The organism is Allobosea sp., from assembly GCF_030695125.1.
In the GTDB taxonomy this organism is placed as follows: Bacteria; Pseudomonadota; Alphaproteobacteria; order Rhizobiales; family Beijerinckiaceae; genus Allobosea.
This window is the reverse complement of record NZ_JAUYTP010000031.1, coordinates 36,236-49,503: the sequence shown is the minus strand read 5'-3', so window position 1 is coordinate 49,503 and position 13,268 is coordinate 36,236. Positions and strand designations below refer to the sequence as shown.

8 protein-coding genes and 2 tRNA genes are annotated in these 13,268 nt (G+C 65.4%); 7 read left to right on the top strand and 3 right to left on the bottom strand.

The window, feature by feature from the left end; translation table 11 throughout:
- Window positions 1–3 precede the first annotated feature (3 nt).
- Both Q8S38_RS12140 and Q8S38_RS12135 read right to left on the bottom strand, forming a co-directional pair.
- Window positions 4–366: a DoxX family protein gene (locus Q8S38_RS12140; RefSeq protein ID WP_305680685.1), complete on the bottom strand. Its 363-nt coding sequence runs from the start codon at window positions 364–366 to the stop codon at window positions 4–6.
- Window positions 367–404: 38 nt separating this feature from the next.
- Window positions 405–1,832, bottom strand: a complete 1,428-nt coding sequence (locus Q8S38_RS12135; protein ID WP_305680684.1) for a multicopper oxidase family protein — start codon at window positions 1,830–1,832, stop codon at window positions 405–407.
- A gap of 187 nt (window positions 1,833–2,019) precedes the next feature.
- Between Q8S38_RS12135 and Q8S38_RS12130 the strand changes: the two genes are divergently transcribed.
- The 6 genes from Q8S38_RS12130 to Q8S38_RS12105 all read left to right on the top strand — a co-directional run bounded on the left by Q8S38_RS12130 (window position 2,020) and on the right by Q8S38_RS12105 (window position 10,800).
- Window positions 2,020–2,104, top strand: a tRNA-Leu gene (locus tag Q8S38_RS12130).
- Window positions 2,105–2,246: 142 nt separating this feature from the next.
- The gene (tig, locus tag Q8S38_RS12125; RefSeq protein ID WP_305680683.1) at window positions 2,247–3,680 is read left to right on the top strand and encodes a trigger factor; all 1,434 of its coding nucleotides are present in this window, start codon (window positions 2,247–2,249) and stop codon (window positions 3,678–3,680) included.
- 176 nt (window positions 3,681–3,856) lie between these two features.
- The gene (locus tag Q8S38_RS12120) at window positions 3,857–4,480 is read left to right on the top strand and encodes an ATP-dependent Clp protease proteolytic subunit (RefSeq protein ID WP_371125873.1); all 624 of its coding nucleotides are present in this window, start codon (window positions 3,857–3,859) and stop codon (window positions 4,478–4,480) included.
- Between the two features lie 285 nt (window positions 4,481–4,765).
- Entirely contained in the window at window positions 4,766–6,034 is a 1,269-nt protein-coding gene (clpX, locus tag Q8S38_RS12115) for an ATP-dependent Clp protease ATP-binding subunit ClpX (protein WP_305680682.1), read from the top strand.
- 420 nt (window positions 6,035–6,454) lie between these two features.
- Complete coding sequence (lon, locus tag Q8S38_RS12110; RefSeq protein ID WP_305680681.1) at window positions 6,455–8,881, top strand: endopeptidase La; 2,427 nt, start codon at window positions 6,455–6,457, stop codon at window positions 8,879–8,881.
- Between the two features lie 119 nt (window positions 8,882–9,000).
- Entirely contained in the window at window positions 9,001–10,800 is a 1,800-nt protein-coding gene (locus Q8S38_RS12105; RefSeq protein WP_305680680.1) for a methyl-accepting chemotaxis protein, read from the top strand.
- Between the two features lie 21 nt (window positions 10,801–10,821).
- Here Q8S38_RS12105 and Q8S38_RS12100 read toward each other — a convergent pair.
- Window positions 10,822–10,889, bottom strand: a tRNA-Val gene (locus tag Q8S38_RS12100).
- Between the two features lie 109 nt (window positions 10,890–10,998).
- Here Q8S38_RS12100 and Q8S38_RS12095 point away from each other — a divergent pair.
- On the top strand, window positions 10,999–13,101 hold the full coding sequence (locus tag Q8S38_RS12095) for an AAA family ATPase (protein WP_305680679.1): 2,103 nt from the start codon (window positions 10,999–11,001) through the stop codon (window positions 13,099–13,101).
- Window positions 13,102–13,268: the final 167 nt, after the last annotated feature.

Here is a 13,268-nt window from a genome sequence, read left to right as displayed (position 1 = left end):
CGCTCATCGCCGCCGCCACGGCCAGTCGATGACGCCACCGGCATAGAGCGCCCACCAGATCAGAACGGGCTGCAGCGCCAGCCTCGGGCCGTGATACCACCAGCTTGAGGGAAGCGCTTCGAGAGCAACGCCTTGGAAGGCGTGCTTGATGTTGGCCGGGAAGACGCAAAGCGCATAGAGCGCGAGCCCGATCCCCGCCGCCCGGCGCAGCCGCGGGACGAGGAGTCCGATCGCGCCGGCGATCTCGGCGAGGCCCGTCAGCAGGATGACCTCACGCGGCGCCGGCACCCAGCCCGGCACGATCGGCAGGAACGAGTCCGGCCTCGCCAGATGCAGCAGACCGGCGGCGAGATAGAACGCCGCCATCAGCCACCGCATCGCGCTTCGCAGGGTGACCGTCGGCCTCACGTCACCTCGAACCAGGTCCACAGGCCACGGTCGAAGCGCTCCAGCACCGTCGACGAGATCAGCCAACGGCCGGGATTGGCGGCGATGAAGGCGATGTGCAGCCGCTTGCCGTCGGGAATCTGCACCGTGTCGAGGAAATAGGGCTCCCAGCCGTCGTCGAGCGGGTGCAGCAGCCGGAAGCAATGGCCATGCACATGCAGCGGCTGGAAGAACGCCGTGCGGTTGTCGATGGCCAGCACGATCGGCGTGCCGCGCTTGACGCTGAACAGCGGCTTGCCGGCGCCGTCGCCGATCCCGCCATTGATCCGCCACGGCCGGGCAGGATCGATGCCCGTCAGGTCGAGCTTGAAGTCGGGCGCGACCCTGGCCCCGCCCTCGATCACGATCTGCGGGCGCAGGGCATCCTGCAGGCGCACGGCCGCCGGCAGGGACGGGTTGGACTTGAGCGCCATCGGCGCGGTCGAGGGCGGTTTTGCAGCGCCTTCGGCGACCAGCCGCACCAGCGGCACGCCGGAGCCGACCAGCGCCGTGACGATCGCGGTCGCGCCGGCTTCGCTGGGCATGTCGATCAGCAGATCGTAGCGCGTGCCGGGCGCAAAAGGCAGCTGCGCGCGCACCGGCTCGAAGGATTCGGTCGGCTGCCCGTCGACCGCGATGACCACGGCTTTGATGCCGTCGAAGCGCAGCCGCATGATCCGGGCATTGCAGGCATTGGCAAGGCGCAGGCGAATGCGGGCGCCCGGCAAAACCGCGACGCGCTGCGGCGGCGAGCCGCCATTGACCGTGACCCAGCTGCCCAGCCGTCCGGCCGCGGCCCCCTCCGGGCTCGCCGGCGCAAAGGGCTGGAGCGCGTTGTCGTCGCCGAGCAGCCAGTCCGTCACCAGCACCGGAAGGTCGAGATCGACCGGCGGCGGCTCCGCCTCCTCGACGATCAGCATCCCGCTCAAGCCGCGCGCCGCCGGCTCGGCGGCGGCGCCGACGACGAGCGGCCGGTACAGGATCGTCCCGGAATCGGGTGGTGTCAGCCGGTATTCGAAGCTCGCGCCCGGCGCGATCGGTGCCTGGCTGAAGCCGCCGACCCCGTCCATCGCGGCCTCGCCGCGCAGGCCGTGCCAATGCAGGCTCAGCGGGGCGGTCGTTTTATTGGTGACGGTCAGGCGCAGCGTCTCGCCGAGCTTGATTCGCAGGGCGGGCCCGGGCGTGGCGCCGTCGAAGGCCCAGATCTCGGTGTCCAGGGCCGGTGCCGGCCTCAGCCGAGCCCGGGCCGGGCCGGCGGTGAGCGTCCGGGCCTGGGCCGCCGGAGCGGCCGGCATGGCTGTCTGAGCCAGGGCAGGGGCGCTGCGGACAAGCAGGCCCGCGACGCCCAGGCCCATCAGGGCGGCGCGGCGGCTCAACAGGGCGGGGCGGCGGGATCGCTCGGTCATGACGACGGCATAATCGCCGCGGCGGCCGATGGCGAGAGGGCGCTCCTGCGCGATGCCGTGAGCGGCCGCCCGGCGTCTTTTGCAGAACCGTCATTTTTTTGCTGCATGGCCAGCCCGAAATGCGTATAGCACCGGCGCCCCATGATGGCCGCGCTGCGTGTTTGCGCGTGCGAACGCCATCGGGCCGGCGGGCGTGGCGGAACTGGTAGACGCACTGGTTTTAGGTACCAGCGGCGAAAGTCGTGGGGGTTCGAGTCCCTCCGCCCGCACCAGTCAGCGTGCGATCGCATCGGGCCCTCGGCTTTGATGCATAGGTCGTGTGCGGCGGGGCATAGGTTTTCGCGAGCGCGGCGGCGGTCTCCCGACGCCGCGCTTTGGACATTGAAATAACGAGCTGTTGACGGATCGAAAACGATGAACGTGACCGAAACCCTCTCGCAGGGCCTCAAGCGCGAATTTCAGGTGGTGTTGAACGCCGCCGACCTCAAGACGCGGCTCGATGACGGCCTCCAGGGTCTGCAGGGCAAGGCCAAGATCAACGGCTTCCGCCCCGGCAAGGTGCCGGTCGGCCATCTGCGCCGGCTCTATGGCCGCTCGGTCATGGCCGATGTCGTGCAGAACGCGGTCAACGAGGCCAACCAGAAGATCGTCGCCGACAACGGCCTGAAGCTCGCCTTCGAGCCGCAGATCAAGTTCCCCGAGAACAAGGACGAGATCGAGGCCGCGATGGAGGCCAAGGGCGATCTCGCCTTCACCGTCGCGCTCGAGGTCCTGCCCAAGATCGAGCTGGTCGACCTGTCGGACATCGCACTGGTCAAGCCGGTCGCCGAGGTTCCCGATGCCGATGTCGACGCCGCTCTGGAGCGGATGGCCGGCTCGAACCGCAGCTTCTCCAACAAGGGCGAGAAGGCCAAGGCCGAGAAGGGCGACCGCCTGATGATCTCCTTCGTCGGCACGCTCGAGGGCAAGCCCTTCGACGGCGGCACGGGCGAGGGCATCGCGCTGGACGTCGGCGCCGGCCAGTTCATTCCGGGCTTCGAGGAGCAGCTCGAGGGTGCCAAGGCCGGTGAAACCCGCACCGTCAAGGTCACCTTCCCGGAGAACTACACCGCCGAGCAGCTCGCCGGTAAGCCGGCCGAGTTCGAGGTCACGGTCACCGAGGTTCAGGCTCCCGAGCCGGTCAAGATCGACGACGAACTCGCCAAGGCCTTCGGCATGGAGTCGCTGGATGCGCTGAAGACCGCGATCCGCGAGCAGATCGGCCGCGATTTCGGCCTGCAGTCGCGCCGCAAGCTCAAGAAGAGCCTGCTCGACGCGCTCGACGGCAAGTACACCTTCGAACTGCCGCCGACCCTGGTCGAGCAGGAGTTCGCCAGCGTCTGGAGCCAGGTCGAGGCGGATATGAAGGACGCCAAGAAGTCCTTCGAGGACGAGGGCACGACCGAGGACGCCGCCAAGGCGGACTACCGCAAGATCGCCGAGCGCCGCGTGCGCCTCGGCCTCGTGCTGGCTGAGATCGGCGAGCAGGCCAAGGTGCAGATCTCGGATGACGAGGTCACCCAGGCGCTGGTCGAGCGCGCCCGCCAGTTCCCCGGCCAGGAGAAGCAGGTCTGGGAGTTCTACCGCAAGAACCCGCAGGCCCTCGCCGAGATCCGCGCCCCGATCTTCGAGGAGAAGGTCGTCGATCATCTGCTCGGTCAGGTGAAGGTCGAGGACCAGAGCGTCTCGCGCGAAGCGCTCTTTGCCGACGAGGATGCCGAGAGCGGCGCTGATGCCAAGCCGAAGAAGGCCGCAGCCAAGAAGGCGAAGAAGGCCGACAAGGCTGAAGGCGAGGACGCTTCGGTCTGACGATACGGAAACCTTAATCGTAAGATTTGCGCCGCTCGGCCCCGTGCCGGGCGGCGCTTCTCTTTTCAGCCGCCTTTGGCGTGCTTATGTGGATGCCTCACACGACATCTGCGATTCGACCGACCGCCGGTTTCCGGCCTTCCGCCCCCCGGCCTCTTCCATCCAAGGATACATTCATGCTGCGCGATCCGATCGAGACCTACAACAATCTCGTCCCGATGGTGGTCGAGCAGTCGAGCCGCGGCGAGCGCGCCTTCGACATTTATTCGCGTCTGCTGCGCGAGCGCATCATCTTCCTGACCGGCCCGGTCGAGGACTATTCCGCGTCGCTGATCGTCGCCCAGCTCCTGTTCCTCGAGGCCGAGAACCCCAAGAAGGAAATCTCCTTCTACATCAACTCGCCGGGCGGCGTGGTGACGTCGGGCATGTCGATCTATGACACGATGCAGTTCATCCGTTGCCCGGTGACGACCCTGTGCGTCGGCCAGGCGGCGTCGATGGGCTCGCTGCTGCTCACCGCCGGCGCCAAGGATATGCGCTTTGCGCTGCCCAACGCCCGCATCATGGTCCATCAGCCCTCGGGCGGCTTCCAGGGCCAGGTCACCGACATTCTCATTCACGCCCGCGAGGTCGAGAGCCTCAAGCGCCGCCTGAACGAGATTTACGTCAAGCACACCGGCCGCTCCTATGCCGAGATCGAGGCCGCGCTCGAGCGCGACAACTTCATGACGGCCGAGGCGGCGCGCGATTTCGGCCTGATCGACAAGGTCATCGACAAGCGGCCGGAAGAGGCCGCCTGATCGGCTGCGACCAGTGGGCGCGCCACCTGTGGGTTGGCGCGCCGGCGGTCACCGCGCATATTGCAAGGTGGCCGGCCCCATGTTTGCATGGGGAATCGGACGAAGGCGGGATGATCCCGCAGGTGTTTCAGCCTGATCCGATTGTGGATCGGCCGCGATTTCAGGCGTTTCGGAACGAGCCGTTAACCGGATGCTCGTGAACTGAAGGCCTATGATGACGAAGAGACGACGGTTGCATCCGCTCCAGGCTGATGTGGTCTCCGGCTCCGAGAATGGAGATGGACGATGAGTAAGGTCAGCGGCGGCGATTCCAAGAGCACGCTCTACTGCTCCTTCTGCGGCAAGAGCCAGCACGAGGTTCGCAAGCTCATTGCGGGGCCAACCGTGTTCATCTGCGACGAATGCGTCGAGCTCTGCATGGACATCATCCGCGAGGAATCGAAATCCGCGCTGGTGAAGTCGAAGGACGGCGTGCCCACGCCCAAGGAGATCCGCAAGGTTCTGGACGATTACGTCATCGGCCAGGAGCACGCCAAGAAGGTGCTCTCGGTCGCCGTCCACAACCACTACAAGCGGTTGTCGCACGCGACCAAGCACAACGACGTCGAGCTCGCGAAGTCCAACATCCTGCTGATCGGGCCGACCGGCTCGGGCAAGACGCTGCTGGCGCAGACGCTGGCGCGCATCCTCGACGTGCCGTTCACCATGGCCGATGCGACGACTCTGACCGAGGCCGGCTATGTCGGCGAAGACGTCGAGAACATCATCCTCAAGCTGCTCCAGGCCTCCGACTACAATGTCGAGCGGGCGCAGCGCGGCATCGTCTACATCGACGAGATCGACAAGATCAGCCGCAAGTCGGACAATCCCTCGATAACCCGTGACGTCTCGGGCGAGGGTGTCCAGCAGGCGCTGCTCAAGATCATGGAAGGCACCGTCGCCTCCGTGCCGCCGCAGGGCGGGCGCAAGCATCCGCAGCAGGAATTCCTGCAGGTCGACACCACCAACATCCTCTTTATCTGCGGCGGCGCCTTCGCCGGCCTCGACAAGATCATCGCGGGACGCGGCAAGGGCACCTCGATCGGCTTCGGCGCGATGGTGAAGGGACCCGACGAGCGTCGCACCGGTGCGATCTTCCGCGAGGTCGAGCCGGAGGATCTGCTGAAGTTCGGCCTGATCCCGGAATTCGTCGGTCGTCTACCGGTCCTGGCGACGCTGGAGGATCTCGACGAGGCCGCGCTGAAGACCATCCTGACCGAGCCCAAGAACGCGCTTGTCAAGCAGTACCAGCGCCTGTTCGAGATGGAGGACACCGAGCTGACCTTCACCGACGAGGCGGTGAGCCTGATCGCTCGCAAGGCGATCGAGCGCAAGACCGGCGCCCGCGGGCTGCGGTCGATCATGGAGAGCATCCTGCTCGAGACCATGTACGAACTGCCGGGCCTCGAGGGCGTCGAGCAGGTCGTGATTGGGCCCGAGGCGGTGGAATCCAAGTCGCGGCCGCTGTTCATCTACTCGGAGCGTGAGGAAGAGGCGAAGTCGGCCTCGGCCTGACGGGGATCGCGTGGCGGCAGTCCGCAGGACCCGGCGATGCTCCAGCAGCGCAATCCAAGATGTGGTTTCGTCGAACGCGCGCCAGATGGCGCGCGTTTTGCGTATCGGGGCGTCGATCAGCTGTCGACGATCAGGCGGATGCTTGGGCCGTTTCGCTCCAGGCGTGGGGCGGTGGCGCGAAGACATGCAGCCGTCTGCTCTGGTTCGAATTGACGCAGTGCAAACTTCTGGGGTCAACGCGTCGTAGATCGCTTGAAAGCTGTCGCGGAAGTCTCCACTTTAGCTTCACTCGCGAGAGTCGGGCGCCTATTGAGGGCCTGATGCGCGGGGCGGACGGGGTGAATGGTCACCTTGGACGTTTACGTTCGGCGCCTACGCCCATCGCGGGGTGACGTCGGGCGCAACCACAAAGGAATAGTCATGACTGGCTCGGCGCCCCGCGCTCCTTTCGTTGCCGGCGAGACCGGTGTTTATCCGGTTCTCCCCCTGCGCGACATCGTCGTGTTCCCCCATATGATCGTGCCGCTCTTCGTGGGCCGCGAGAAGTCGATCCGTGCCCTCGAGGAGGTCGTCAAGAGCGATGGCCTGATCCTGCTCGCCACCCAGAAGAATGCCGGCGACGACGATCCGGAAACCAAGGACATCTATGAGATCGGCACGCTCGCCCGCGTGCTGCAACTGCTCAAGCTGCCCGACTCCACCGTCAAGGTGCTGGTCGAGGGCGTCGGCCGCGCCAAGGCGACGGCCTATGTCGCCGACGAGGCCTTCTACCAGGCCGAGGCCGTCGGCATGGCCGAGGAAGAGGGCAAGAAGGTCGAGGTCGAGGCGCTGGGCCGTTCGGTCATCAGCGAGTTCGAGAGCTATGTGAAGCTCAACAAGAAGATCTCGCCCGAGATCGTCGCCGCGGTCTCGCAGATCGAGGAGCCGACCAAGCTCGCCGATACCGTCGCCTCGCATCTGGCGGTCAAGATCGCCGACCGCCAGGCGGTGCTTGAGATCACCCATGTCGCGCACCGGCTGGAGAAGGTTCTCTCGCTGATGGAAAGCGAGATGTCGGTGCTCCAGGTCGAGAAGCGGATCCGCTCGCGCGTCAAGCGGCAGATGGAGAAGACCCAGCGCGAGTATTATCTCAACGAGCAGATGAAGGCGATCCAGAAGGAGCTCGGCGACGGCGAGGAAGGCCGCGACGAACTGGCCGAGCTGGAGGAGCGCATCGCCCGGACCAAGCTCTCCAAGGAGGCCCGCGACAAGGCCATCGCGGAGATGAAGAAGCTGCGCCAGATGTCGCCGATGTCGGCGGAGGCGACGGTCGTCCGCAACTATCTCGACTGGATGCTCGGCATACCCTGGGGCAAGAAGTCGAAGATGAAGAAGGATTTGGCGGCCGCCCAGGCGGTGCTGGACGACGATCACTTCGGCCTCGACAAGGTCAAGGACCGCATCGTCGAGTACCTCGCCGTGCAGCAGCGCACCAACCGGCTCGCCGGCCCGATCCTGTGCCTCGTCGGCCCTCCGGGCGTCGGCAAGACCTCGCTGGGCAAGTCGATCGCCAAGGCGACGGGGCGTGAATTCGTCCGCATGTCGCTCGGCGGCGTGCGCGACGAGGCCGAGATCCGCGGCCATCGGCGCACCTATATCGGCTCGATGCCCGGCAAGATCATCCAGTCGATGAAGAAGGCCAAGACCTCCAACCCGCTGATCCTGCTCGATGAGATCGACAAGATGGGCCAGGATTTCCGCGGCGACCCGTCGGCGGCCCTGCTGGAGGTGCTTGATCCCGAGCAGAACGGCACCTTCAACGACCATTACCTCGAGGTCGATTACGACCTGTCGAACGTGATGTTCGTGACCACGGCCAACACGCTGAACATCCCGCCGGCCCTGCTGGACCGCATGGAGGTGATCCGCATCGCTGGCTACACCGAGGACGAGAAGACCGAGATCGCGCGGCGTCACCTGATCCCCAACGCGATCAAGAAGCACGGCCTCGAATCCAAGGAATGGTCGATCGACGACGACGCGCTGCAGACGCTGGTGCGCCGCTACACGCGGGAGGCCGGTGTCCGCAATCTCGAGCGCGAGCTCTCCAACACCGTCCGCAAGGCGGTGAAGGACATCGTGCTGACCAAGAAGAAGAAGGTCGCCGTCAACACCGAGCTGCTCGAGGAGTATCTCGGCCCGCCGCGCTATCGTTATGGCATGGCGGAGACGGAGGATCAGGTCGGTGTCGTCACCGGTCTGGCCTGGACCGAGGTCGGCGGTGAGCTTCTCACCATCGAAGGCGCCATGATGCCCGGCAAGGGCAAGATGACCGTCACCGGTAACCTCAAGGACGTGATGAAGGAATCGATCTCGGCGGCGGCATCCTATGTCCGCTCGCGCGCCGTCGATTTCGGCATCGAGCCGCCCTTGTTCGACCGGCGCGACATCCACATGCACGTGCCGGAAGGGGCGACCCCCAAGGACGGGCCTTCGGCCGGCATCGCGATGGCGACCTCGATCGTCTCGATCCTGACCGGCATCCCGACCAACCGCGACGTCGCCATGACCGGTGAGGTCACGCTGCGGGGCAGGGTGCTGCCGATCGGCGGCCTCAAGGAGAAGCTCCTGGCGGCCCTGCGCGGCGGCATCAAGAAGGTGCTGATCCCCGAGGACAACGCCAAGGACCTGATCGATCTGCCCAAGTCCGTGAGGGAGGGCATGGAGATCATTCCCGTCTCGCGGATGGAGCAGGTGCTTCAGCACGCCCTGACGCGGCAGCCGGTGCCGATCGTCTGGGAGGAGGACCTCAAGGCGATCCCCGCCAAGACGGTGGACGACGACGCGGCCGGCGTCATCGCGCACTGATCTCAAGCTCTGTCGATCGATCCATGAGGCCGCCGGGCAACCGGCGGCCTCTCCTATGGTAATGTGTTAACCGGGCGTGCTGCATGCTTCCGACGGGATCGGATGGCGTGTGGCGAAGAATGCTTGATCAGGCATCGGAGGAGGGCGCCGCTGCGGGTGGCACGGTGGCTGGGCTGCTCTCGCGGCGGTCGCTCGTGTGGTCGATCGTCCTGCCGGGCGTGGCGACGATCATCCTGTTGATGGTGGCGCTGGCCGCCTATCTCCCTGGCTCGATTATCGCGATCGAAATCCGCGCGTCGCGCGAACGGGCCGTCGTTGCGGCGATGCGGCTGGTCGAGCTCCGTGCCTTCTACTCGGAGGCGGTGATGGCGCGCCTCCCGCGCAAAGGCGCGGTGACGGCCACGGCTGACTATGCCGAACAGCTTCATGCCATTCCCGTTCCCACCAGCTTTGTCCTCGACTACGCCGCCCGGCTCTCCGCATCGGGCGATGAAGTCACGCTCGTCAGCCCGCATCCATGGCCGCAGCGCCAGTCGCGGCCTCCGCTGGACGATTTCCAGTCCAGGGCCTGGCAGGCCGTGTCGCAGGGAAGCTCGACCTCCTTCAGCGCGATCGAAGGCAGTGGCCCGGGGGCGGTGCTGCGTGTCGCGGTCGCCGATCGGATGTCGCAGAGCTGTGTCGACTGTCATAACGCCCATCCCGATTCTCCGGTTCGCACCTGGAAACTGGGAGATGTGCGCGGTCTGATCGAGCTGAGGCAGCCTCTTGCAGTTGCGACGAAGGAGGCGCGCGAGATCGCCTGGCGGTTGACGCAGTGGGGCATCGCCGCTGCGGTTGCGCTTCTCCTGGCCTTCTTTCTCGTCGCATTGCGGGTCGTGCGGCCGTTGCGGGACCTCAGCGGCGCGATCCGGCAGCTCGCCGACGACCGCAGCCACGTCGTCATTCCCCATGTCGAGCGGCGCGACGAGCTCGGCGTCGTCGCCAGGGCCCTGCTGAGCCTGAAGCGGGAACGCCAGAAGTCGCTGACCCTCCAGCAGGAGGCCGAAGCGGACGCGCAGGATCGCCTGGTGCGGGCGAGCCGGCTGCACAGCTTCAGCGCTGGGCTTGGTCAGGATCTCTACAGGCTGCGCGCCGAAGTCGCCTCGTCCTCGGGGGCGATCCGCGCCGCCGTCGACGAGGTCGCGACCCTGTCGTCCGTGAGTGGCGATCTGGTGCGCGATGCCGAAAGCCACGCCGCCCGGCTCGATGAGGCGGGGCAGGCGGTCGTCTCCCTCGGTGAAGCGATCGGCGCCGCGGTCGGCGCCGTCGAGACGCATCTCGATCTGGTCGGCCGGCATGCCGAGACGACCATCGGGCGTTCACGCGATGCCGAGGACAAGACCCGACGCCTCGCCTCGGAGGCGACGCGCGTGGGCGATGTCGTCGGCGTCATTCGCGACATTGCCGAGCAGGTCAATCTGCTCGCGCTCAACGCCACGATCGAGGCGGCGCGCGCCGGCCCCGCTGGCCGCGGCTTTGCCGTCGTCGCAGGCGAGGTCAAGGCGCTGGCGGAACGCACGGCCACGGCGACAGAGGATATCGCGGACCGGATCTGCAAGATCCAGGTGGCCTCCGGCGAAGTCGCCGCGCAGATCACCGCCATGACGGGAGGGCTCGTCGCCGATGGTGCGACGGCACGGGAACTGGCGCAAAGGCTTCGCGAGGATGTCGCCGTGTCGGCCGATATCGGGCGTCACATGCAGACGGTGTTCGAAGAGGCGCGGGCGATGCTCACGGCGCTCGACAGGGTCAGGTCGGAGACGACGGCCGCTCGCGGCTCGGTCCAGGCGCTCGACGAGGCCTCCCGTCGCGTCGCCACGGCCGTACAGACGCTGGACCAGCACGCGGCTTCGCTGACGCGGGAAATCGCGGCTCAGTAATCGCCAGGATAATGGTGGACATGGTGGGCGGTGACGGGCTCGAACCGCCGACCCTCTCGGTGTAAACGAGGCGAGGGCTTCGCTAACCCCGATCTCATCGGGACTCTCTCTCACCATCGTTCCCGGCACGTTCCGTGAAGGTTCGCGTCAATCTTGGGCATACCGTGGGCGCGTTCTTCAGCAGAAGGCGGTCCGCTGATGGAACAAGCGTCTTCACTGCTGGCCTCTTTTTTCGGACGGCCTTGGCCGCCCGACCACGCAAACGAAACTGCCGCGCCCTCTGCAAAGGGACACGGCAGCGATCAGCATAGCGATATTGAGCAGCGCCATCGTTACCATTACGGGAATATTGATCCAAGCGATTTTGATGATCTGCTGGGACCGACTTCGCCGCTCGACAAACCCATACATGTCACGCGATTCCCCACACAGGCAGCCTCCCGCAAGGCAGATCATCGTCTGTCACTACGCGACCTGGCGCGCGTGGTCGGTTCTGAGAGCGGGCGCACCAAGGCCGAACTCCCTTGGTTCAAGCTGGCTCGCTTCGGTGATCAGCGCACCGATAAGAATTGCCTCCGCAACAACGCAAATGTGCAGGCAGTCAGCGGCGTCGAAGCTGATTATGACGGCGGGGAAATCAGCCCATTGGAGGCGGAAGGGCGGCTGCAGGCTGCCAACATTGCCGCGCTGATCTACACGACGCCATCACACCGGCCCGAAGCGCCCCGCTGGCGCCTCTTCGTTCCGTTCGCAGAGGAGCAAGCGCCAGATCATCGCGAGCGCTTCATGATGCGCTTGAACGGTCTATTCGACGGTGCGCTAGACGGCGCCAGCTTCACCCTCTCGCAAGCTTACTATGGTGGGAATGTCGAAGGGCAACCGCCGATCGAAACGCGCCTGGTTGATGGGCGCCATATCGACCGCGCTGATGATCTCGACGCGACTGCGCTGCCGAAGGGAAAGCGGCGCAAGGCTGACGAGGAAGCCGAGCATGCGGACGATGCCAGCGCATCGGGAGAACTCTATCGTCTCGCCTGCCGGCTGAAAGCGGGCGGCGATGATAAGGCAGGTTTCGAGCTATCCGTCGCCGGCAATCCCAAAGCGCAATCGCACGTCGATAAAGAGGAGAAGGTCGCAAAGGGTAGGGGGCAACGCGCCATAGACCGCGCATGGAAGCGCGCGCCATCGCCGGAACCGATCGAATTCGACAATCTCGACGCCATAGATCCGGCATCGGCACCAAAGCCATCCCGCCTGACCTTTCTGACGCCCGATCAATGCGGCGATGCGCCGTCGCGGGGTTACATCGTCAAGGGATTGATCGCGCCGCGCGACGTGGGGTGCATCTTCGGTGCGCCTGGCGCCGGTAAATCCCTGATCGCCCCATATCTCAGCTTTAAGGTCGCACAAGGCGAGCGGGCGTTCGGTATGCGGACGAAAGCCGGAGGCGTCTTCTATGTCGCTGCTGAAGATCCCCATGGGATGCGAGGCCGCGTCACGGCACTTCGCCTCACTCATGGGCACGCTGATGGCTTCACCTTGGTCGAGGGCGTGTCCAATCTCCTGGCCAAGGACTCACCAGACCTTGCCGCGTTGCGGACGGCCGCTGCGGAACGAAGGCCGGCGCTGATCATCATAGACACGCTGGCCATGGCATTTCCTGGCTTGGAGGAAAATGCAGCGGAGGGCATGGGCAGGGTTGTAGCGGTTGCGCGTTCCCTGACGAAGCACGGCGCCGCTGTCATTCTGATCCATCACAGCACGAAGGACTCCAACGGCACGCCGCGCGGGCACTCCCTTTTGAACGGTGCGCTCGATTTTGCGATTGAGCTTCAGGCGCGAGACGAGAGCGGCATCATTCGCGGAAGGCTGACGAAAAATCGGAACGGCCCCTGCGATCTCGATTTGGCGTTCCGCATCGGCACTGTCGACATGGGCACGGATGATGATGGTGATCCCATATCGATCGCGCGTTGTGACGAGGTGGAAGCCGGAAGCGCGCCGAAGCCGATCAAACTGAACCCGCGTGAGCGCGAAGCCCTGAGAATCCTCCGGGACAAAGCGGGACATGTCCCGGACGAGTCCCAAGGTGTCCCATTGGACGAGTGGCGGGCGTCATGTCGCTCGTCACCTAAAATCTGCGCCAGCGAAAACCCCGAAACATGCCGCAAGGCAGTGCAGCGCGCCTTTGAAGGGCTTTTCCGTAGCGGCATTGTTTATCGCGTTGGTGAGGCCGTCTTTATCGACGATCCACACGCAATTCCCGATGGCGACTTTGACGACTTGGAGGCTGATCAATGAGCCTCGATCTCGCAGCGCGCCTTTTTCTGAAGGCCGATTCATGGGCGGGACATCCGGGACATGTCCGGGACATCTCCTACCCTGTACCCCGGAATACTGAGGGCGGGCAGCGGGACAGACAGGGACACACCCCTATAGGGGGTGTCCCATTGTCCCGGCCCTCAATT